The sequence below is a fragment of the Klebsiella sp. 4_1_44FAA genome, from assembly GCF_000238715.1.
Taxonomy (GTDB): domain Bacteria; phylum Pseudomonadota; class Gammaproteobacteria; order Enterobacterales; family Enterobacteriaceae; genus Klebsiella; species Klebsiella pneumoniae.
Genome location: NZ_JH414806.1, coordinates 18305 through 40778, shown reverse-complemented (window position 1 = coordinate 40778; position 22474 = coordinate 18305). Strand labels below are relative to the sequence as shown.

Here is a 22474-nt window from a genome sequence, read left to right as displayed (position 1 = left end):
GAGCGGCAACGGGGCAGCATATCGTCGAGACGCAGACGGGTGGCGAACAGGGACTGGTGGGCGTCGCGCAGGACGACATCGGTAATGGCAACGGTCATGAATTCCTCCGTGAATTAAGGGTGAAGACGGCGATGGTGGTGAATGGCGGCGACAATCGCCGGCTTCAGGCGGGCGAAATCGTCGGCGGGCGCGACGGCGGCCGGCGCCGGTTTGGGGGCGCGGGCGGCTCGGGAAACAGGCGGTTGACGGCGAGGGACATTCCCCGGATGGCAAAGATGAGCAGCAGCAGGAACACCAGCACAAAGCCCATGCCGAGAAACATCAGGGTGAAGCCTTCGCCTAACAGGACGGCATTGTCAGTCATAAAATGGCCTTTGGGGGGCGCGCAATAATGGCTTACGGTAGCCCACGTCAGCAGAGTGGATTTCCCCGGACCGCCTGGTCAGAAGCCTCGGTTTAGCAGTCAGCTGCCGCTGCCATTACTGCGCGATATATTCAATCGGGGTTATTTAATAAAGCTCACGTGTTTGCAGATTTCATCGGCGACAATTTCTTTGCGCTGATTAAAGATCACTTTATTCTGCTCAAACAGGTTATTGCCGTGAGTATCGATCGATACAATTAACGGCCCGAACTCTTTCACCCGGCAAACCCATAACGTTTCTGGCATGCCTAAATCACGCCATTGCGCATCTTCAATCTCTTCCACACAGACCGCGGCGACTACCGCGCAGCCGGCAGGGAACACACAGTGCAAGGCTTTATGTTCCATACAGCCCTCTTCGGTTCCTTTGCCCATACCGCCTTTGCCGACGATTAATTTCACACCGGTCTTAGCAATAAATTCTTTTTCAAATTTTTCCATGCGCATACTGGTGGTTGGCCCAACGGAGACCATTTCAAATTTATCTTCCGTACCTTTAATCGGGCGCACAATGGGCCCGGCATGTAATATCGCGCCACCAGCAACGTTTACCGGTAATTCACGTCCGCCCTCAATTAAGCGACGATGAGCCACATCACGGCAGGTCACAATATGGCCGTTGAGATAAATAATATCGCCCGCTTTAATATCCGCTAAATCTTCATCTTTAATGGGCGTAGTGAGTATTTTTTTAGCCATCAGAATGCCACTCCTGTGTGAGACGTAATGGTGTAGTTCAGGTCTTTATCGAAAACGATATGCCCTTTACGGTGCGACCAGCAGCCGACGTTGACCGCCACGCCAATAGTGGAAGGGTGGCGTGCGGTATTTTCGATATTGACGCCCATCACGGAGGTATTGCCGGACATTCCCTGCGGGCCAAGGCCAATTTTGTTGATGCCGTCTTCGAGCATTTTTTCCAGCAATGCCGCACGTTCGTTGTCATTGTGCGAACCAATCGGACGCATCAACGCTTTCTTCGACAGCAGCGCCGCGGTTTCTACAGACGTCGCCACCCCAACGCCAACCAGCAGCGGCGGGCAGGCATTCAGGCCATAGCTGGTCATCACATCCAGCACGAAGCGAGTCACCCCTTCATAGCCAGCGCCCGGCATCAATACCATCGCTTTACCCGGCAGCGAGCAGCCGCCGCCAGCCATATAGGTGTAGATGCTGCACTGGTCGGAATTCGGAACGATCTCCCAGAATACCGTCGGCGTCCCTTTGCCGACGTTTTTGCCGGTGTTGTATTCATCAAAGGTCTCCACGCTGTTATGACGCAGCGGGGAGTCGATGGTAGCTTTGATTACCGATTCGCGCAGCAGCGCTTCCAGCTCGCCGATCAGCGGGAAGTTGGCGCCGCACTCCACTAGAAACTGGATCACGCCGGTGTCCTGGCAGGAAGGACGATCCAGTTCTTTCGCCAGACGTTGGTTTTCAATCATGGTGGTGAAGATCACGTCGGCCAGTTGACTGGTCTCTTTCTTATGCAGATCTTGCAGCTTTGCCGTGACGTCATCAGGCAATACTTTGCCGGTATATCCCACGAACCTGGCCATAATGTCGGTCATGCGGGATATCTGTTCACTTTTGCTCATAAAGGCTCCTTAGTCAGAACAGCGTCCGTAAATTACGGATGAAAAGGGAAAAGGATTGGCAGCAGGATCAGGCTGACAATGGTAGAAACGATAATTAGAGGAATGCCGGATTTGGCGTAATCGACGAACTTATAGCCCCCGGCCGACAGCACCATCATGTTGGCAGGCATACCGATCGGCGTCGCATAGGCGCAGGAGCTACCGATTACCGTCGCCATCAGTACCGCACGCGGATCGGCGCCCATACCGGCGGCAATCGACAAACTCACCGGCACCAGCAACGCGACGGTGGCGGTATTAGACATAAAGTTGGTCATCACCACGGAGAGGGCAAAGACCACTACCAGCAGCATAAACGGTGAGGAGTTATTACCCAGCAGGCCGATAACCTGATCGGCAACCAGCTTACCCGCACCGGTCATTTCCAGCGCTTTAGCCAGCGCCAGGGTGCCGCCGAAGATAAAAATAGTTTGCGAATCAATGGCTTTATAAGCCTGTTTTTCCGTCAACACGCCGGTGATGACCAGCACCAGGGCACCAATGCAGCCGGCTACCGTCAGACTAATACCGGTCTGTTTTTCGAAAATCATGCCGAGGATCGTGGCGATCAGCACCACCAGGGACAGGATCTGCTTCCAGCGCGGAACGTGGCTGTAATCCCGCTGTTCGCCAATGCTGCCCACCTCACTACTGTTCGAGTTATTAGGCAGAAACTTATAGCCGATGGTTAGGAAATAGAGGATGCCGCAGACCAGCATCGGCAGGCCCACTTTCGCATACTCAAAGAAACCGAAGCCGCTGCCGATATTCTGCAAGGCCGATTGCGCGATCAAATTACCGGGGGCGCCAATCAGCGACAGGTTGCCGCCAAGCGCGGCAGCAAACACCAGCGGCATCAGCAGACGCGAACGGGTGAATCCCGATTTGGCGGCTACACCGATAACGACCGGGATCAAAACGGCTGCCGTACCGGTATTGGAGAGAAAACCGGACATTACGCCAACCACCACCATAATGATGAAGATCAGCTGCTTCTCCGTTTTGGCGAAGTGGGTGATCACGCCACCGACTTTGTTTGCCATCCCGGTTTCAAATAACGCCCCGCCAACGATGAACATGGCGACAAAAAGAATGACGTTGCTGTCGATAAAACCGGCAAACGCCTGCTTGAGATCCAATACACCGGTGAGCACTAACGCCACACAAACCACCATGGAAGTCACTGCCAGTGGCACTTTCTCCCAGACAAACATGATGATAGCGAACACCAGCAAACATAGGGTGATGGTAATAGGTTCCATACTTATAATTTTTCCTATCAATGATATATGATATTGTATCCAATATTGACGAAGGAGAAATTATTCCCATGCAAAAAGTAAGTCAATGCGTTTTTGCGGAATGATCGCGCAATGAGATCTGCATCAAGATCCTGTGCAGATCGTCACGAAAAGTAACTAATAGCGCAGATAAATGTAAGAAAAGCCAGCCTGTCGCTGGCGGAGGAGCCCTTCAGGTGGTGGTATCGGGCAGGTATCGAGTGAGCATATTTTCCATCGAGCGAATAATATGTTCATGCATTCGCTGGCGGGCCAGTGCTTCGTTATGTTGCTCAAGCGCTTGTAAAATCGCTTTATGTTCGCGAATTGAGATAACGGCATACTCTTCTTCGGTGACTTTATGTCCCATCGACAGGCCGTTCCACATGTTGCAGAGTAGCATCTTCATTTTTTCATTGCCCGCCGCGCTCCAGATCTCCATATGGAAAGCCTGGTTCAGGTCAGAATATTCAGCAGAATTATTGTCTGCCAGCGCCTTCTCTGCGGCATAGTGTACATGGGCGATGCGTGAAATATCGGTCCCTGGACGAGAAGCTTTCGCCACGGCTTCACTTTCCAGTACGGCGCGAATTTCATAATGTTCGCGGATGGTCTGCTCATTAATCCCCAGCACCACCGCGCCTTTATTCGGCCGCACTTGAATCAGACCGTCGGCGGCTAAAATTTGAAACGCTTCGCGTACCGGCATGCTGGAAACGCCAACCAGTCGGGCAATCCCTTCAAGGGTAATCTCCTGCCCTTCCACTAAATCCCGCGACAGGATCGCTTTACGCAACACCGCCGCCACCTGCTCCTTCGCGGAAAGAAGCTTAATTTTCCCTAATTTAGGCTTCTGCACTTTCCCAATCCTTCATATGTTGACGCATAATTTCCGCAAGCATAAGGAAATAACGCTGCGTTGTCTGGGCAATTTTTCCGCCTTCGCCATTGCCGATGGCGTTGGCCAGTTCGCTCAGTATCAGAGCCGATTCCTGGCCATTCTCTTTCAGATAAAGAATGACATAAGAAATATAACCGTCCAAAAATTGCTGATACGCCTTCGCCAAATAGCGATTATCAAGATAGGAAATCAGCAGCTGATGGAACGCCAGTTCGCGCGTATTCTCTCCCGGACGCGCCAGCTCCTGCGCGCGTGCGCGCAGCACTTCCCCCTGATTCGCCGGCACAAGGGCAAAGAGTTCGGCGGCCATCACCGCAATAACGCGAAAAATATGGCTCACATCCTCCACGGCCAAGGTGGAGACCTGCATATGCCGGTTAGGCAAGCGCACCAGAAACCCTTCCTGCTCAAGAGATTGCAGCGCTTCCCTAACCGGCATACGTGAAAGTCCCAGCTGTTCCGCGATGCTCTCTTGCGTCAGCTCATCCCCAGCCTTCATCGCACCGGAAAGGATCTGGTAGCGAATCATCTGCGCGATTTGGTCCCGGGTCTGCTTTCTTTCAATCTTTTTCACGCTGTCCTCATGGCTGGTGGCTTAAAACGCGGGGATTTTAGCAGATTTGCCCGGCAGCAGGCGCATTGGGGCGAAAAGTGAGGTAATAAAAAGCCGGAACAGCGGTTCCGGCTCTTCTGTTAGGGCGAGATTACTTGTTGACGAAGTCTTCGCCGAGCGCGATATCTTTCTTCAGGGTGTCCAGCATGCCCTCCAGCGCCTGCTGTTCAAAGGCGCTGAGTTTGCCGATAGACTGTCGCTCTTCCACGCCGTTTTTCCCCAGCAGCAGCGGCTGGGAGAAGAAACGCGCATAGTGGCCGTCGCCTTCCACGTAGGCGCACTCCACCACGCCTTTTTCCCCCTGCATGGCGCGAACCAGAGAGAGACCAAAACGGGCAGCCGCCTGGCCCATCGACAAGGTCGCCGACCCGCCGCCCGCTTTCGCTTCCACGACTTCGGTACCGGCGTTCTGAATACGTTTAGTCAGGTCGGCAATTTCCTGATCGCTAAAGCTGACGCCGGGGATCTGCGACAGTAAAGGCAGAATGGTGACCCCGGAGTGACCACCAATGACCGGGACTTCCACCTCGGTTGCCGATTTACCTTTCAGCTCCGCCACAAAGGTATTGGAACGGATGATGTCCAGCGTGGTAACGCCGAACAGTTTGTTTTTATCGTACACGCCGGCTTTTTTCAGTACTTCGGCGGCGATAGCCACGGTGGTATTCACCGGGTTGGTGATAATGCCGATGCAGGCCTGCGGGCAGGTTTTGGCAATCTGCTGCACGAGGTTCTTCACGATACCCGCATTCACATTAAACAGGTCGGAACGATCCATGCCGGGCTTACGCGCCACGCCCGCGGAGATCAGCACTACATCCGCGCCTTCCAGCGCCGGAGTAGCGTCTTCACCGGAAAATCCTTTAATTTTTACATCTGTGGGGATATGACTTAGATCTACCGCCACGCCCGGCGTAACCGGAGCGATGTCGTACAACGAGAGCTCTGAACCTGAAGGCAGTTGGGTCTTAAGTAGTAGGGCAAGCGCCTGGCCGATACCACCGGCAGCGCCAAGGACTGCAACTTTCATCCTAAACTCCTTATTATGGTTAATTTAGTCTTTCGTTATTCCGTCGCCTGGACCTTAATTCACAAGATGAACAATTACAATGATTATGGCTGAAGAATGCATTATTGTGCGTAGCAATAGAACAGCGGCGCACTTTATGCTTCCTGACTGACCATCCAGCAAAGCGAAGTACCGGATCGACTATTGGTTACAATACACCCAGCCAGTTGCGCAAAACAACACCAACTCAATAACATTTCATTTACTTTTACATGGCTTTAAGCGTTGTGATGAGAACATGTTCCTTATACGGTTTTTTTGCTAAAATATGCCCCCTTCATAACATTATTGACCTATCCTTTCGCGGATTATTTGCATAAAAATTCATGGTTATGCATAATGATGTTGATTTTACCACCATAATCTGGGTGACTTATGCGAAGTTCGGCAAAACAAGAAGAACTGGTTAAAGCGTTTAAAGCGCTGCTTAAAGAAGAGAAATTCAGCTCGCAGGGAGAGATCGTCCAGGCGCTGCAGGAAGAGGGCTTCGAGAATATCAACCAATCGAAGGTTTCCCGCATGCTCACCAAATTTGGCGCGGTACGTACCCGTAACGCCAAAATGGAAATGGTCTATTGCTTGCCTGCCGAGCTTGGGGTACCGACCACCTCCAGCCCGCTGAAGAATTTGGTGCTGGATATCGACTATAACGATGCCGTAGTGGTGATTCATACCAGCCCCGGCGCCGCGCAGCTGATCGCCCGTCTTCTCGACTCGCTGGGCAAAGCGGAAGGCATTCTTGGCAGTATCGCCGGGGATGACACCATCTTTACCACGCCTGCGCGCGGTTTTACGGTGAAAGATCTGCACGACGCCATTCTGGTTCTGTTTGAGCAGGAACTCTGAGTAATTCCCCTCTGGCTACCGTCAGAGGGCGACTCCCTTTTCTTTTGCCTCTCCCCCCTTCCGGCACAACAACTATTTAACACTTAGTGTCATTTACGCCGTCTATACGTTCTTTTACTAACGCGAAAATCGTAAAACGCACAAAAGATCAAATTCGTATACCTTTATGAATTTATTAGAAATAAATCTTATCGCTGTCGCTAACGTGTCATTTTTAATTCTTATCCGTTATAAAAAGCGCAATCTATTGTAACTATTAACGCACAAAACAATTAGCATGGTATTAATATTTTTGGTGATTAGTGTATACTTGGTTTTGTGATGAGGGTCACGAAACAAAGACCCCCAACAAAAAGATTCGACGAGGTGAACATCATGAAAATCAAAACCACTGTAGCTGCTATCAGCATCCTGTCCGTCGTGTCGTTTGGCGCTTTCGCCGCTGATATTATCAACAGCGAGCAGGCCCAGGGCCGCGAGGCCATCGGCACGGTTTCCGTCGGCGCGGTAGCATCTTCCCCGATGGATATGCATGAAATGCTGAACAAAAAAGCGCAGGAAGAAGGGGCTTCTTCTTACCGCATTATTGAAGCCCGCACTGGCGACCACTGGCATGCCACTGCTGAGCTGTATAAATAAGTTTTAGACGTCAACGATTAACCTGACAAAAATTCTCTACCGCGGCCCGGCGACATACATCGCCCCGCCGCGGCAAAACAAAGACTGGAGTAAAGATTATGAAACGCGCAATGATCATCGCATCCCTTGGCCTGGCTTCCCTTCTCTCTTTCGGTGCCAGCGCGGCTGTCCAGCAAGTGAACGCAGAGCAAGCCCAAAATCTGCAATCCATGGGCACCATCTCCGTATCCCAGGTAGGTAGTGCGCCAATGGACATGCGTCAGGAACTGGCGGCTAAAGCCGAGAAAGAAGGCGCCAGCAGCTACCGTATTATTGAAGCACGTACCGGCGATAGCTGGCACGCCACCGCTGAGCTGTACAAATAAACCCTCGTCGTCTTATTTCGACGACTTGCCCCCGCCTGCCGGGGGCTTTTTTATGCTTGTCGGGCATTAAAACGCAACTCCCCCTCCAGCTCTTCCTCTGCTTCATCAAACAATAAAATCAATGCGCCAAAGCGCCGGCGCTGCTTGTCATTTAAATGGATGAACTCAATATCCAGCGGCAGCGGTAGCAGGCCACCGGTCACTGCGTCCCATAGCGAATCCAGGTTGTTGACCTTATCCTGAGCCAGCTCGAAGGTTCGGGAAAACTCCCGGTAGAAATCCTGTTGTTCGGCGATTTCGTCAAAATCAAACGTATAGGTGGTCATGACAGCCCCTCCCGCTTCTCTTTCTGTCGCCGTTAAGTATAGCGATAAAAAAACCGACGCCTGGGCGTCGGTTTATGGGTTAGCTGCTGGTCAGCACATGCTGGTACTTATGCAACATCTCAACCAGTCGCCGTACCGGCTCGGTAACCTGCGGCGAGGCCTCCCAGACCCGCAGCTTCTCCTGATAGACATCAAGCTCCGCCAGTAGCTGGGTAAAATAGCGCCGACGCTTATCATCGCTGCCGGCGGAGATCACATGGTCCGCGGTACGTCGCAGCTGACGATGGAAGGCGGAGAGATCGTCGTTCACCGGCACGGGCGCATCGCGCAAGCGCTGATGGGCGATGATTAACGTCAACGCCAGACGGAAACGGGCGACGTCACCCGGGAATTTATTGAGTAATAAAAACAGCTGCTGATAGAGCGCGGGCAGATGATTCTCTTTGCGACGCGCCGAGTTGGTGGTCAGCGAAGAGACCGCCGCGGAGACAAACTGGTTCAGCAGCACCCGACCGGTTCTGGCCCGGGAGTTATCCCTGACAATGAGAATAACCATCAGAGCGAGGAAACAGCCGACGATCTGCCCCAGCGCGCTATCGAGGAACTGGCTGAACTGGAACTGCATCGGGTTATCCAGCACCAGAATGTTGATGGTGCTCGCCAGCGCCCCCAGCGATCCGAGACGCCTTTTTTGCACTTCGATCCCGATAAAGAACGCCATTGCCGCCAGGCTGATGCAAAGCAACAGCATGCTCTGCTGCGTCGCCGGCATGATCACCAGGAAGTACAAGGTGCCCAACGGTAACGCCGCCAGGGTGCCATAGAGGAAGTCTATCGCCACCATACGCGGGTTTGGCAGGCGCATCGCCAGCGCGGTAACCACGGCGATCATTACCATCGCGCCGCTGCCTGAGGTCCAGCCCGTCCACAGCCAGAATAGCGTTCCGAGAATACAGGAGACGGAGGTGCGCCAGAAGTTCACCATCGCGTGATGACGTTCGGCGGACTCCACTTTAACCACCGTTTCGCCGCGCAACACGCCATCCTCGATACGGCTGATTTTAGTATTCCCCACCACGCCGCGCTTAAGCAGCAGGTAACGCGTGGCGGCGCCCACCCAGCTATATATCGTGACCGGGGTATTATGCTCGCCTTTCCAGGTCAGGAAGCGGCGCATGCGCTTCAGCTGCTGGTGAACATCCTGCACCGTCTCAACCGGCTCGGCGAACAGCTCGCGATAGTCGTCCGTGACCATTTCCGGGCGTGAGTTCTGAATCAGATAGGTTTCGCAAGCCTGGGTGATAAGGGTTAGCGAAAGGGTGTTGATCGCCTTCAGGCGCTGATTCGCCTTTGCCCAGCGTGAGGATTCCATAATCAGGTTACTACGCATACCTTCCAGCGCCGTAGTGCGGCGTACCAGCGCTCCCCAGGCTTGATCCACTTCCTCTTTTTCACCGTGCGCGACGCATAACTGCATCAGCTTATACTGTGCAATCAGCAGGTTATCGAGCTCGAGGTCGATCTCTTTTTTAATCGAACGCGGCGAAAACAGGAGATCGGCGACGATGGCGCTGACAATACCGATGACAATTTCGCTGCAGCGTTCGACAGCAAACTGCGGCGCCAGCATCGGATTGGTATGGATGGTAATAATGATAATCAGCGCGGTGTACCCGGCCAGCCCCCAGGCATAGGAGTTTTCGACCTTAACCAGCGACGAAACCCAGGTACAAAACCCGGCCCACAGACAGCAGACCAGCATCATCAGCAGAGGCGCGCGGATCATCAGGATGATGATAACCAGCGCCGCAATACAGCCAATAAAGGTCCCGGCAATACGCAACATACCGCGATAGCGGATCGCGCCGGAGTACGGTTCGCCGCCAGCAGCAAAGGCCGGCCCGGCGGCGACGATCGCTGCCGTCAGTACCGCCCAGCGCGGCGTTTCGAGCTGAAAATGGAAACCGACAAACAGCGCCAGCACCACCGCGCATGCAAGCTTAATGGCAAAGCGGAGATGCCGGGGAGCAATGGTATATGTCCCCATAGCGATTAACCAAATTCGCGCAGGCGCATAGCCAGTTTCTGGAAGAAGTTGGCCTGGCTGGTATCACGATCTTCTTGACCGGTGATCACTACCGTCGCCGTGGTGCCCGATGGCCACAGATTCCCCTGCTGGTGATCGAGGCGAATACGAACCGGCACACGCTGCGCCAGACGCACCCACTCAAGGTTGGAGTCGACCGAGGCCATCCCTTTCGAGTCGCTGCTGCTGCTGGCGTTGGTCACCCCCGCAGCGATACTGTCCACCGTCCCTTTAATGGTTTTGCTGCTGCCCAGCGGGGTAATCTCCGCACGATAGCCTGGACGGACGCCCTCCAGTTTGGTCTCTTCCAGATAGGCCATGACGTAAAACGTATTCTCTTTCACCAGCGCCACCGCCGTGGAGCCACGGGTGATAAATTCCCCAGTGTAGACGTTAAGGTTAGTCACCCAGCCATCCGCAGGGGCGCGAATGACCGTCCGCTCCAGATCTAGCCTGGCCAGGTCGCGACTAGCCACCGCTTTCGCCAGCTGATGTTCAACGGTTTGCAGTACGTTGTTCGCCTGATCAATCTCTTCCCGCGACATCGCCTGTACGCCAAGCTTATTACGCCGACCGGCTTCGACGCGTTTTTCCTGAGCTAACGTCTGATAATAGGCGACATCAGCTTCCGCCTGCGCCAGCGCTTTTTGGTAACGAGGTTGGTCAATAACGAACAATACCTGGTCTTTCTTAACCAGTTGGTTATCCTTGACGTTTACCTGAGAAATCAGCCCGGAGACGTCGGGGGCAATCGCCACAATATCGGCGCTAAAGCGCGCATCACGCGTCCACGGCGAGGCGGTGTAATAAACCCAGGCGCGGAAAATCGCCACGAAGGCCAGAATGACCAGTATCACGGTAATGGCAGTACGGAGGATATTTCTTGTTAGTGTTTTCACATCAACCTCAAACGAACAAGCGCGATATCAAATAAAAAAGGCAGCAATAGAGCGCCGTATTAAACAGTGCTGGGTGCCAGACAAAATCGTAAATGCCGGTCGGAACCAGCAGTCGGTGCACCAGCCAAAAGATAGCCAGCGACAAAAGCAACTCGAAGAAGATCGGCGGAAACGATAAGCCGAAAATCACGATGACAGGAAACAGACTCATGATGACCTTGAATAAGAAGCGTACAGGTAGTGAGCAGATGCGTTTATTATGTAGCTAACAATATATTAACGTAACGATTGCCGCATTATCTACAATGTGTGATCTAAATCACTTTTAAGCCAGAGTGAATAATGGAACGATTAAAACGCATGTCCGTTTTCGCCAAAGTGGTCGAATTAGGTTCATTCACCGCAGCGGCCCGCCAGCTTCAGATGAGCGTTTCCTCGATCAGTCAGACCGTCGCCAAACTGGAAGATGAGCTGCAGGTAAAGCTGCTCAACCGCAGCACCCGCAGCCTTGGCTTAACTGAAGCAGGTAAAATCTATTACCAGGGCTGCCGTAGGATGCTGTTTGAAGCGCAGGATGTCCATGAGCAATTATACGCATTTAACAATACCCCCATCGGGACGCTGCGCATCGGCTGCTCTTCAACTATGGCACAGAATGTTCTGGCGCGCATAACGGCGAAAATGCTCAAAGAATACCCCGGGCTCTCTGTTAATCTGGTCACCGGCATACCTGCGCCAGACCTGATCGCCGACGGCCTTGACGTGGTGATCCGCGTGGGCGCCCTGCAGGATTCCAGCCTTTTTTCCCGCCGTCTGGGCTCAATGCCGATGGTATTATGCGCCGCTAAAAGCTATCTGGCGCAGGCTGGCAATCCAGAGAAACCGGCCGACCTTGCCGGACATGCCTGGCTGGAATATAGCGTGCGGCCGGACAATGAGTTTGTCATTATCGCGCCGGAAGGGATCTCGACCCGCCTGACCCCGCAGGGGCGCTTCGTGACCAACGACCCTATGACGCTGGTGCGCTGGCTGACCGCCGGGGTGGGTATCGCCTATGTACCCTTAATGTGGGCGATCGAAGAGATCAACCGCGGTGAACTTGAGATCCTGCTGCCCAGCTATCAGTCCGATCCGCGACCGGTCTACGCCCTGTATACGGAAAAGGATAAACTGCCGCTGAAAGTGCAGGTCTGTATCAACTATCTGACGGAGTATTTTGTCGACGTGGCGAAGATCTATCAGGGCATGCACGGGCGCGGGATCGCCCGGTGAAGCGGTTCCCGGCAGCGCCGGGAACCAGGTCAGGATCAGGCGGTGCCGCCGACGGTAAGGTTATCGACCTTCAGGGTCGGCTGGCCGACGCCCACCGGCACGCTCTGGCCCTCTTTGCCACAGACGCCGACGCCGTTATCCAGGCGCAGGTCGTTGCCCACCATCGAAATCTGCTGCATGGTCTCAATGCCGGAGCCAATCAGCGTGGCCCCTTTCACCGCCTTCGTGACCTTCCCTTTTTCGATCAGATAGGCCTCGGAAGTGGAAAAGACGAATTTACCGGAGGTGATATCCACCTGCCCGCCGCCGAAGTTAGGCGCAAAGATACCGTAGTCGACCGATTCGATAATCTCCTGTGGCGTCGACTGGCCCGCCAGCATATAGGTGTTGGTCATACGCGGCATCGGCAGATGGGCATACGACTCACGTCGGCCATTGCCTGTCGGTGCGACGCCCATCAGGCGCGCGTTGAGTTTATCCTGCATATAGCCTTTCAGAATGCCGTTTTCGATCAGCACGTTGTATTGCCCCGGCGTCCCTTCGTCATCAATGGCCACCGAGCCACGGCGATCGGCGATGGTGCCGTCATCCACTACGGTGCACAGCTCAGAGGCGACTAATTCCCCCATATGGCCGCTAAAGACCGAGGTGCCACGCCGGTTGAAATCGCCTTCCAGCCCATGGCCGACCGCTTCATGCAGCAGGACGCCAGGCCAGCCGGCGCCGAGCACCACCGGCAGCATCCCCGCAGGGGCGGCGACCGCCGAGAGGTTGACCAGCGCCATGCGCACCGCTTCTTTCGCCCAGGCATCAGCCCGCACGTCGCCCTCCTGGGAGGCGAGGAAATAGTCATAACCAAAACGCCCGCCACCGCCGCTGCTGCCGCGCTCACGCTTGCCATCCTCTTCCACCAGCACGCTGACGGAAAGACGAACCAGCGGACGAACGTCGGCGGCCAGAGTGCCATCGGTGGCGGCGACCAGGATCAGCTCATACACCCCGCTCAGGCTGGCTGAAACCTCCTGCACCCGCTGGTCCGCCGCCCGGGCGACTTTGTCTACCCGGCGCAGAATATCCAGCTTCTCTTCCCGGGTCATACTCTGCAGCGGGTCGATGCTGGTGTACAGGGCACGATGCTCTACGGCGCCGAGGGTCTGCACTTTGCCATTGCCGGTGTCGCGCACAATGGTCCGCGCCGCCTGGGCGCTCTGCTCCAGCGCCAGTTTGCTGATCTGATCGGCGTAGGCAAAGCCCGTTTTTTCGCCGCTGACGGCGCGCACGCCTACGCCCTGGTCGATATTGTACGACCCATCTTTAATGATGCTGTCTTCCAGAACCCAGGATTCGTGATAGCTCGACTGAAAATAGAGATCGCCGTAATCGAGGCGGCGCTCGGTCAGTTGACCAAGAATGGCAAACAGGTCCTGATGATTCAGGCCATTTGCCGACAGTAATTGTTCACTTACCAGGTTCAGACTCATCGTTATGCTACTCGTTTGTTGCCGCCTGACAGGCGGAAATACAGAAGGCTATCTATTGAGATTGCGGCAATTCCCGGCAATCGTCAAATCATTGCTTTTTATTGCTGCGCGCCTGGCGCAGCACTTCATTGATCTGCGGCTGGTCAATCGGGCCGGTGATGCGGTAGCGCAGAATCGAAACTTTATTCCACAGCGGACCCAGCACTTTGCTGGCGGCAAATACCGCCGCGCCGACGATGGGGTTGACGGCAAAGGCCGCCGCCACGCCGACGGTCGCGGAGATCTCCGGCGCCACCACCGCCTGCAGATCCAGCTGGCGACGCACCAGATCGACCGACCCTTTCATAGCAATATCCGCTTCAAGGCCATCTACCAGCGTATCATCGGTATGCAGTACGCCATCCTTAATCCATGCCGTACTGTTAATCGAATCGAAGTAAAAGCCTTCGCTGAAGGTATCGCTGAAATCGAAACGCAGTTTACGCAGCAGGGCATCCACACTCAGCAGACGCAGCAGCTGGCCAGCGTGCCCGGTACTCAGGTCGGTAAACTGCCCCTTGCCCAGGTGGCTTTTAATGATGCCATTGAGCGACGCGACATCGGGTGACCAGGGCGGCGCGCGCCAGTGCAGATCGTAGTCGATATCAAACGGCGAATCCTTCACCGGCGTGGAGACGCCAAAGAAATCCGCAAATGCATCCGTCTTATTGCCGTGCAGTCTGCCTTTCAGCGAGGTTCGAACCCCTGAAGGGGCGTTCACCCACACGCCGTTGGTCGTCAGCCGGCCAAACCCGGTATCCACCAGGCCGTTGGAGAGCGTTAAGGTATCCCCTTTGATCGCCACATCCCCATCGATGCGGCCATATTTTTGTCCCCACAGCCAGCATTCCGCGCAGCGTAGCTGCAGATCGGGCCAGCCATGGAAATCCAGCCGCGTCACCGTCTGGGGGGCCACATTCTCTGTTGCGTTCTGGCCGCTGGCGCTGGCCGGATTGAAATAGAGATAACGCACATTTGCCAGCCACGGAGCATTGTCGCGCATCGTCAATGTGGCATTGATCTCACGCCCCTGCGCCTCAACCTGCGAGCCGCCGGCGACCGGCTGGGACATCAGACTGACGTTGTTCCACTGTTGACCCGCGAGGGCCAGCGACGGTGTACGCAGCACAATGCGCGGTGGAAAGAGCACGTTGCTGCTCACTTCATTTGCCGTGCCGTTCTCGAAGAGCGCCAGCCACTGCGCGCCATCCATCGGCGGCAGATTGAGCTCGATACCGGGCTGATCGGGCAGCGGAGAGTACCCTTTGCTGTCAGTGGTAAGGATCGCTCTATCCAGCGTCAGCTTATGATTGAGTAACCAGCGGCTGTTAATATGATTCTTCGCCCCGATGGAGCCGGTCAGGTCGAAGCTGCTCAGGCCGCCGGCGACGTTAATTTTGACCGGAAGGGGTTCGCCGGCGGGCTTACTGACTGGCGAAGGTAAGCGACTGCTCACATTCTTCAGATCGCCGTTGATATCGACCTTATAGCTGGCATTGCCATGGTACGGCAGTTCGATGGCGACCTTGCCATCCCACGGGACGCTACCGCTCAACGCCTCACTCACGGCTTTCGGCAGCAGCCCGGTGCGCGACGGCTGCCAGTTGGCATTCATCCCGACATCCACCAGAAACGCTTTTTCACCTTCGCGGGTGGAAAAATTGAGGTTCAGCGGCTGATTAAACCAGGTCGCGCTCAACGTTTGACTATTGAGATCGCCATTCACAAAGCTGAAATTACCGCTCAGGTTCTGCAGCGTAGTATCTAACGGTTTGATAAACAGGCTATTATTCTGCAGGCGCACATCGCCTTTCGCGGTGGTCATCTCGCCGTCGAGGGGGATATTAAGATGTAAGCGAGCGCTCACATCCCCATCCAGCTGCAGGGAATCCAGCGCCGCCCCGAGCGACTCTTTCAGCGGCGTAGTATTAAAGTAAGGTCCAACCTCTTTGCCCGGGCCTTTGATATCGGCATCAATCAGCAGTTTTTCCTGCGCATAGTCCGGGATTGCGGCATCGAGATTGCTGGCGGTCACGTTGCCAAGCATCGCTTTATCCGCCCGCATCCACAGGCCGTTGTTGATAAAATTGAGGTCGATGTTCAGCCCGGTTAGCGCCGGCCAGTCCGGTTGGAAGGCAAAAGTGGCGTTCTTCAGCGGAACATAAACCTGGAACTGGCCTTCATTATGCGGATAAGGGAATAGATGCGGATTGCCGCCATACACCAGCGTCGCATCGCTGGCTTGCCCCGCTTTAATCGCGCCGCTCAGATAGTCCACCAGCGCTTTGCCCATCAGATTTTCCGGGAAATAACGCCATGCCTGGCCACCGTCATTGGTGCTGATGCCCGCCAGAATGCCCAGCCAGGGATCGTCCCCCTGCGGTTGCAGATAGCGGAAGCCGCCGCGGGCGCGTACGCCTGTCGCCTGCACGTCTATATCGCGGCCATCAAGCATAAACCCTTTGTCGTTTTTCACCCAACTGAGCGTGGCTTCGCCAGCGGCTATCTCCAGCGGCGCGCGGAAGACGCCGGCATACGGCATCAGCGCCTTCGCCATATGGGCGCGTAATTCCCCGTGCTCAACGCTGCCATTCAGACTGCCGGAGAAGTGCTCTGCCCCAGGCAGGAGTTTCCACTGCTTCCACGCCAGATCGCTCCACTGCGCCTGAAAACGCGTTTTCTCCGTCGCCTGCAGGGGGATATCGAGAGCCAGCAAATTGATTTTGCCGCCAGGCTGCGTGGTACGCCAGAGTTCGCCCAGAGAAGGCGCCAGCTTATCAGCAAACGGCTGTAACCCGCTCAGGCCGCTGAGGGCCAAATTGCTGGCGCGAATACGTAACTCATCGCTACGCTGACGATCGTCGCCACCAACGTCCTGCGCCGGGATCCATGCCATCGCCAGGGCTCCGCTTGGCCAGGGTTTATCATCGATAGCGATCCGCGTATCGGGAATATAAAAGGCCCAGCTTTGCTTATCATGGGAGAGATGCGCCGTCAGGTTATCCACCGACAAATGATGGACTTCGTTATCGCCCTGCCAGCTGGCGCCCCCTTTTTTCAGCCATACGTCGCCGCTGGCCACATCGCCTTTTTCAATGGTCATCCAGCCTTCGAGGCTGAAGCGGGCGCTTTTCAGGGCGATATTGTCCTGCATCCAGCGTCCCAGCCACGGTTTGACGTCGATATCATCCGCCTGCAGCCAGACCCGGCCTTTATTCAGCAGGCCATCCTCATCGCGAAGATCCATCCGCACCTGCATGACGCCATGCTGGCCGGTGAGGCTGGAGAGGCTGAGCTGCCCCTCGGCGCGATGACGGTTCCTGCCGTTAAGCCATGTCAGCTGCGGAACCGCCAGCTCCGCCCGCTGACCGGAAAGGGTCAGGAAGCTCAGATGGCTGTCGCGCAGAGTAAAGTGATCGAACTGACGTAAAAAGAGATCGCTGATACGGTCGGTTTTCAGGCTTTCGCCACCGTCATTGGTCTGAATAGGGGTATTGGTATGGACCTGCAGCTGCCAGAAGGTGAGGTCGCGGAACTGCCAGCGCATATGCAGCAGGCTCTGCCAGACATCCAGCGCCAGGGTTACGCGCTTGACCGCCATTGTGCCGCCATCTTTCAGCCCGACATGGATATCGCGGGCATCTAACGTCGGACCAAAAGTCTGCCAGCTGGCGGTGATCTGCGAGGCGTCCACCGGCGTACCGGTGAGGGTGGAGATCTTCTCCAGCAGCTGCGGACGCCAGGCGTCGAGCTGTGGCAACACGAGACGCAAGCCACTCACCAGCAGCGCGACGATAACAATCAATGTTGCCACGGTGAGCAATAAAATCCCGGGCAGTCGCCTCACGCCTCTCTCCTTGTCAGCCGCACAATGACGCGGTGTCTTACATCATAACCACATCGAACTGCTCTTGATTATAGAGCGGCTCAATTTGTACCTTCACCTGCTTGCCGACAAAGATTTCCACTTCCGCCAGCGCATGCGACTCTTCCCCTTTCAGGGTTTCCGCCACCGCAGGGGAAGCATAGACCAGGAAGCGATCGGAATCATAAGCATGATGTACGCGGACGATCTCACGCATAATCTCATAGCACACCGTTTCCACCGACTTTACCGTTCCACGTCCGTGGCAGGTTGGGCACTCGTTGCACAGCACATGCTCCACGCTTTCACGGGTGCGTTTACGGGTCATCTCCACCAGGCCCAGCTGGGAGAAGCCGTTAATGCTGGTCTTCACCCGATCTTTACTCAGCGCCTGCTCTAAAGAGTGCAACACCCGTCGACGGTGATCTTCATTGTTCATGTCTATGAAATCAATGATGATAATGCCGCCGAGATTACGCAAACGTAGCTGGCGGGCTATCGCCTGGGTGGCTTCGATGTTGGTATTGAAGATCGTATCGTCAAGATTGCGGTGCCCGACAAAGGCCCCGGTGTTGATATCGATGGTGGTCATCGCCTCGGTCTGGTCGATGATCAGATAGCCCCCCGATTTGAGCTCGACTTTACGCTCCAGCGCGCGCTGAATTTCGTTCTCAACGTCAAAGAGATCGAATATCGGCTGACGGCCGCTGTAGTGTTCCAGCTTGCTGGTCATTTCCGGGATATATTCGGCGGTGAATTCGAGCAACGCCTCATAGGTCAGGCGCGAGTCGACGCGAATGCGATCCAGTTGCGCATCGGCAAAATCACGCAGCACGCGTTGGGCAAGAGCCAGCTCGCCATACAGCTGATAGCGGGTCTGGTTGCGCTTTTTGCGCTCCATCACCTTGGTCCATACGCGCTTAAGATAAGCGGCATCGGCGGCCATCTCCTGCTCGTGAACGCCTTCCGCAGCGGTGCGAATGATAAACCCGCCCTGCTCATCGCAATATTCTGCGACGACCTTTTTTAGGCGCTCGCGCTCGGCTTCGCTTTCAATCCGCTGAGAGACCCCCACGTGGGAGGCGCCTGGCATAAAGACCAGATAGCGGGAAGGCAGGGTAATATCGGTGGTCAGACGCGCGCCTTTGGTACCCAGCGGATCTTTAACCACCTGGACCATCAGGTCCTGGCCCTGGCGCACCAGCTCCGAAATATCGCGCACGGTAAACTGCTTTTGCTCCTCACCGGCGACGCACTCGGTATGCGGCATGATATCGGAGGCGTGAAGGAACGCCGCCTTATCCAGACCAATATCTACAAAAGCCGCCTGCATTCCCGGCAGCACTCGGCTAACACGACCTTTGTAGATATTGCCTACTATTCCGCGTCGCGCTTCACGCTCAATATGGATTTCCTGCAGAATACCGCCATCAATATACGCAACGCGCGTTTCGGATGGCGTTACGTTAACTAATAATTCAGCCGTCATCTTTATCCCTTTCCTTTACGCAGTGAGTTAAAGTTACTGAGCAACTCATACGTTTCCACCAGCGGTAAGCCGACTACGGCGTGATAGCTGCCATTAATCTTCCTGACGAAGCAACCACCCAACCCTTGAATACCGTATGCACCTGCTTTATCTAAAGGCTCGCCGCTGGCCACATAATCGGCGATATCCTGCTCGCTGAGCCGCCGGAAGGTCACTTCCGTGACCACCAGACAGTCCAGCGTTTGCTGCTTATCCGCCAGCGCCACCGCGGTCATGACCTGATGGGTGTGGCCGGAAAGCAAACGCAGCATCGCTGCAGCGTGTTCGGCGTCGCGCGGTTTTTCCAGCACTTCGCCGTTCAAAATGACAATCGTATCCGCTCCCAGCACCGGCAAATCGCGGGTGGCCATCGCCACCCCGGCCTGCGCTTTTTCGCGCGCCAGGCGGACGACATAGTGCTGGGCGCTCTCCTGCGGCTGGCGCTGCTCCTCGATACCAGGAACCAGACGCTCGAAAGCGAGACCAAGCTGAGTCAGCAGTTCCTGCCGACGCGGGGAACCAGAAGCGAGATACAGAGTTGTCATATCAACCTTATTGCACTGCAAATTGCTGACGCACTTTACGCATCAGCAGGAAGAGCCATGGCCAGAGGATGCCGTTTACTACACTACTCCAGAATACTTCCGGACGGAAAGAGACGTTGATCACTAAAAACTCTGCCCAGAAAACAATGATATCCACGGCCAGGGATAACAGCATTACCACCAGCGCCTGCTGCCACAGCGCCAGGTTACGGAACAGCTGATACTTCAGCGCGACCAGATAGGCGACGATGCTTAAAGACAGCGCGCGAACGCCGAGCGTTGAACCGCTGATGAGATCAAGAATAGCCCCCATCACGAAACCCGTCCCCACGTTTACCCGGTGCGGCAACGCGAGGATCCAGTACAGCAGGATCAATAATACCCAGTTGGGCCGGAAAACGCTGATGTCCGCCGGCCAGGGCATAATTTGCAGCAATAGCGCGATAAGAAACGAGAGCCAGATAACCCAGCGTCCCTGGCTACGGTAACTTGCCACTATTGCCCCCCTGCAGGCTGCGACGGCTGAGGCGGCGTCAACCCGGTGGCGGGCGCCGGCATCTGCGGCCCCATCGCATCCGGCGCAGGCAGTACCTGCGGCATCATCTGCATCAGACGTTCGTTAGCCACCCGATGAACCTCTTCCGGGGTCATCGGGTTAGCGCCATTACGATCGGCGCCCCACAGCAGCAACAGATAGCGCAAGCGCTGCAGCCCGGCCGTCGGACGCGCCTGAATCACGGTATAGGCGCGCTGGGTGTCCAGTTTCACCGAGGAGACTACCCCAACCGGATACCCTTCAGGGAAACGACCGCCGAGACCGGAGGTCACCAGCACGTCGCCGACGCGAATATCGGTATTTGCCGGCAGATGCTCAAGCTGGAGATCGTCCGTGCAGCCGTTACCGGCGGCAATGACGCGAATGTCGTTACGCAGAACCTGGATCGGCAGCGCATGAGTGGCATCGCAGATCAGCAGCACCCGGCTGGTCATTTTCGCCACGGCCACGACCTGCCCCACGACGCCTTTATCGCTGATAACCGGCTGGCCTTCATAGACGCCGTTCACGCTGCCTTTGTCAATAACCACCTGATCGCTGTAAGGGTCGTTGACCGTTGAGATGACCTGCGTCACCATTTTTTGCTCGTCCTGGCGCAGCGGCGAGCCAAGCAGTTCACGCAGGCGCGCGTTCTCCTGCTTGTACTGGCCCAGCATCAGCAGATCGCTGTTTTTCAGCAACAGCTCCTGGCGCAGCGCGCGGTTTTCCAGTTCGAGCTGGTCGCGGGTAGCTAGCGTCTGCGATACGCTGTCGAGCAGTTCCCGGGGACCATTAGAGACAAAGTAGAAAGGGCTGACGGCTGTATCCATGTACGTTCTGATTTGACTGAACGTACCCAGGCGGCTGTCGGCGATAATCACGCCAAGCGCCACCAGCACCGCCAGAATAAGGCGAATCTGTAGCGAGGGGCCACGGCTAAAAATTGGCTTCATAGGCTATGCGTATTCTCGTGTCAGTAAAGACCAGGGGCAGCTCGTATGCCGCCCCGGACCTTCAGGCTGACTACTCTTCGCTAAACAGGTCGCCGCCGTGCATGTCGATCATCTCCAGCGCCTTGCCGCCGCCACGCGCTACGCAGGTCAGCGGATCTTCAGCAACCACGACTGGAATACCGGTTTCTTCCATTAACAGACGGTCCAGGTTGCGCAGCAGCGCACCACCGCCGGTGAGAACCATCCCGCGTTCAGAGATATCAGACGCCAGTTCCGGCGGGCACTGCTCAAGGGCAACCATGACCGCACTCACGATGCCGGTCAGAGGCTCCTGCAGCGCTTCAAGAATTTCGTTTGAGTTCAGGGTGAAGCCGCGTGGCACGCCTTCCGCCAGGTTACGACCGCGCACTTCAATTTCGCGCACTTCATCGCCCGGGTAAGCCGAACCGATTTCATGCTTGATACGTTCAGCGGTCGCTTCACCGATCAGGGAGCCGTAGTTACGACGCACGTAATTGATAACGGCTTCGTCGAAGCGGTCACCGCCGATACGTACAGAAGAGGAATAGACCACGCCGTTCAGGGAGATAACCGCCACCTCAGTGGTACCGCCACCGATATCCACCACCATGGAGCCGGTCGCTTCAGAAACCGGTAAGCCTGCGCCAATCGCTGCCGCCATCGGCTCTTCGATCAGGAAGACTTCACGGGCGCCTGCGCCCTGCGCGGATTCACGAATAGCGCGACGTTCGACCTGGGTTGCGCCAACCGGTACACACACCAGCACGCGCGGGCTCGGGCGCATAAAGCTGTTGCTGTGCACTTGTTTGATAAAGTGCTGCAGCATCTTTTCCGTCACGAAGAAGTCAGCGATAACGCCGTCCTTCATCGGGCGAATCGCCGCGATATTACCCGGGGTACGGCCGAGCATCTGCTTCGCTTCATGACCCACGGCGGCGACGCTTTTCGGCGATCCGGCACGATCCTGACGAATGGCCACCACGGAAGGCTCATTCAATACGATGCCTTGTCCTTTTACGTAAATAAGGGTATTCGCGGTACCCAGGTCAATGGACAGGTCATTGGAAAACATGCCACGAAATTTTTTTAACATACTAAGGGATAATCCTGAAAGCTGGGGCGGAAAACAAAATCCGCTTACTTTACCAAC

At 55.5% G+C, this 22474-nt stretch carries 21 protein-coding genes and 1 pseudogene; 4 read left to right on the top strand and 18 right to left on the bottom strand.

Features of this window, described 5'->3' with window-relative positions:
• Window positions 1-113: 113 nt before the first annotated feature.
• From HMPREF1024_RS0127480 to mdh, 7 genes and pseudogenes are all read right to left on the bottom strand, one after another.
• Window positions 114-364: pseudogene (locus tag HMPREF1024_RS0127480) on the bottom strand (oxaloacetate decarboxylase subunit gamma).
• 141 nt (window positions 365-505) lie between these two features.
• Complete coding sequence (gene ttdB, locus HMPREF1024_RS04000) at window positions 506-1123, bottom strand: L(+)-tartrate dehydratase subunit beta (RefSeq protein WP_004181426.1); 618 nt, start codon at window positions 1121-1123, stop codon at window positions 506-508.
• Complete coding sequence (ttdA, locus tag HMPREF1024_RS04005) at window positions 1123-2022, bottom strand: L(+)-tartrate dehydratase subunit alpha (RefSeq protein ID WP_004181427.1); 900 nt, start codon at window positions 2020-2022, stop codon at window positions 1123-1125. Before ttdA ends, ttdB begins: the two co-directional genes overlap by 1 nt.
• Window positions 2023-2054: 32 nt before the next feature.
• Window positions 2055-3323 (bottom strand): SLC13 family permease, encoded by a 1269-nt coding sequence (locus HMPREF1024_RS04010; protein WP_004181428.1) that lies wholly within the window; start codon window positions 3321-3323, stop codon window positions 2055-2057.
• A gap of 211 nt (window positions 3324-3534) precedes the next feature.
• Entirely contained in the window at window positions 3535-4200 is a 666-nt protein-coding gene (locus HMPREF1024_RS04015; RefSeq protein WP_009309621.1) for a GntR family transcriptional regulator, read from the bottom strand.
• Window positions 4187-4816 (bottom strand): GntR family transcriptional regulator, encoded by a 630-nt coding sequence (locus HMPREF1024_RS04020; RefSeq protein WP_009309620.1) that lies wholly within the window; start codon window positions 4814-4816, stop codon window positions 4187-4189. The genes HMPREF1024_RS04015 and HMPREF1024_RS04020 overlap by 14 nt, the downstream gene beginning before the upstream one ends.
• A 130-nt stretch (window positions 4817-4946) precedes the next feature.
• Window positions 4947-5885 (bottom strand): malate dehydrogenase, encoded by a 939-nt coding sequence (mdh, locus tag HMPREF1024_RS04025; RefSeq protein ID WP_002918570.1) that lies wholly within the window; start codon window positions 5883-5885, stop codon window positions 4947-4949.
• A gap of 414 nt (window positions 5886-6299) precedes the next feature.
• Between mdh and argR the strand changes: the two genes are divergently transcribed.
• From argR to yhcN-B, 3 genes are all read left to right on the top strand, one after another.
• Window positions 6300-6770 carry a transcriptional regulator ArgR gene (argR, locus tag HMPREF1024_RS04030; protein WP_002918625.1) on the top strand — a complete coding sequence of 157 codons (471 nt, stop codon included), beginning with the start codon at window positions 6300-6302 and terminating at the stop codon, window positions 6768-6770.
• Window positions 6771-7145: 375 nt separating this feature from the next.
• A complete protein-coding gene (yhcN, locus tag HMPREF1024_RS04035; protein WP_002918626.1) occupies window positions 7146-7409 on the top strand; it encodes a peroxide/acid stress response protein YhcN in 264 nt (87 codons plus the stop codon).
• A gap of 98 nt (window positions 7410-7507) precedes the next feature.
• Window positions 7508-7774 (top strand): DUF1471 family stress response protein YhcN-B, encoded by a 267-nt coding sequence (gene yhcN-B, locus HMPREF1024_RS04040; RefSeq protein WP_002918627.1) that lies wholly within the window; start codon window positions 7508-7510, stop codon window positions 7772-7774.
• Window positions 7775-7824: 50 nt separating this feature from the next.
• Here yhcN-B and HMPREF1024_RS04045 read toward each other — a convergent pair whose 3' ends face one another.
• From HMPREF1024_RS04045 to aaeX, 4 genes are all read right to left on the bottom strand, one after another.
• Window positions 7825-8100, bottom strand: a complete 276-nt coding sequence (locus tag HMPREF1024_RS04045) for a barstar family protein (protein ID WP_002918629.1) — start codon at window positions 8098-8100, stop codon at window positions 7825-7827.
• A gap of 79 nt (window positions 8101-8179) precedes the next feature.
• Window positions 8180-10147: a p-hydroxybenzoic acid efflux pump subunit AaeB gene (gene aaeB / locus HMPREF1024_RS04050; protein ID WP_002918632.1), complete on the bottom strand. Its 1968-nt coding sequence runs from the start codon at window positions 10145-10147 to the stop codon at window positions 8180-8182.
• Window positions 10148-10152: 5 nt separating this feature from the next.
• A complete protein-coding gene (aaeA, locus tag HMPREF1024_RS04055; protein WP_002918639.1) occupies window positions 10153-11085 on the bottom strand; it encodes a p-hydroxybenzoic acid efflux pump subunit AaeA in 933 nt (310 codons plus the stop codon).
• A 7-nt stretch (window positions 11086-11092) separates the two neighbouring features.
• Window positions 11093-11296 carry a p-hydroxybenzoic acid efflux pump operon protein AaeX gene (gene aaeX, locus HMPREF1024_RS04060; protein WP_002918640.1) on the bottom strand — a complete coding sequence of 68 codons (204 nt, stop codon included), beginning with the start codon at window positions 11294-11296 and terminating at the stop codon, window positions 11093-11095.
• Between the two features lie 131 nt (window positions 11297-11427).
• Here aaeX and aaeR point away from each other — a divergent pair, with 131 nt between their 5' ends.
• Window positions 11428-12357, top strand: a complete 930-nt coding sequence (aaeR, locus tag HMPREF1024_RS04065; protein WP_002918641.1) for an HTH-type transcriptional activator AaeR — start codon at window positions 11428-11430, stop codon at window positions 12355-12357.
• Between the two features lie 35 nt (window positions 12358-12392).
• Here aaeR and tldD read toward each other — a convergent pair whose 3' ends face one another.
• From tldD to mreB, 7 genes are all read right to left on the bottom strand, one after another.
• Window positions 12393-13838 carry a metalloprotease TldD gene (gene tldD / locus HMPREF1024_RS04070; RefSeq protein WP_004144958.1) on the bottom strand — a complete coding sequence of 482 codons (1446 nt, stop codon included), beginning with the start codon at window positions 13836-13838 and terminating at the stop codon, window positions 12393-12395.
• An 88-nt stretch (window positions 13839-13926) separates the two neighbouring features.
• On the bottom strand, window positions 13927-17724 hold the full coding sequence (gene yhdP, locus HMPREF1024_RS04075) for an AsmA2 domain-containing protein YhdP (RefSeq protein ID WP_009309619.1): 3798 nt from the start codon (window positions 17722-17724) through the stop codon (window positions 13927-13929).
• Window positions 17725-17761: 37 nt separating this feature from the next.
• A complete protein-coding gene (gene rng, locus HMPREF1024_RS04080) occupies window positions 17762-19231 on the bottom strand; it encodes a ribonuclease G (RefSeq protein WP_002918644.1) in 1470 nt (489 codons plus the stop codon).
• 2 nt (window positions 19232-19233) lie between these two features.
• Window positions 19234-19815 carry a nucleoside triphosphate pyrophosphatase gene (locus HMPREF1024_RS04085; RefSeq protein ID WP_002918646.1) on the bottom strand — a complete coding sequence of 194 codons (582 nt, stop codon included), beginning with the start codon at window positions 19813-19815 and terminating at the stop codon, window positions 19234-19236.
• Window positions 19816-19822: 7 nt separating this feature from the next.
• The gene (gene mreD, locus HMPREF1024_RS04090; protein WP_002918648.1) at window positions 19823-20311 is read right to left on the bottom strand and encodes a rod shape-determining protein MreD; all 489 of its coding nucleotides are present in this window, start codon (window positions 20309-20311) and stop codon (window positions 19823-19825) included.
• Window positions 20311-21303 carry a rod shape-determining protein MreC gene (gene mreC, locus HMPREF1024_RS04095; RefSeq protein ID WP_004149974.1) on the bottom strand — a complete coding sequence of 331 codons (993 nt, stop codon included), beginning with the start codon at window positions 21301-21303 and terminating at the stop codon, window positions 20311-20313. Before mreC ends, mreD begins: the two co-directional genes overlap by 1 nt.
• Window positions 21304-21373: 70 nt before the next feature.
• Entirely contained in the window at window positions 21374-22417 is a 1044-nt protein-coding gene (gene mreB, locus HMPREF1024_RS04100) for a rod shape-determining protein MreB (protein WP_002918653.1), read from the bottom strand.
• Window positions 22418-22474: the final 57 nt, after the last annotated feature.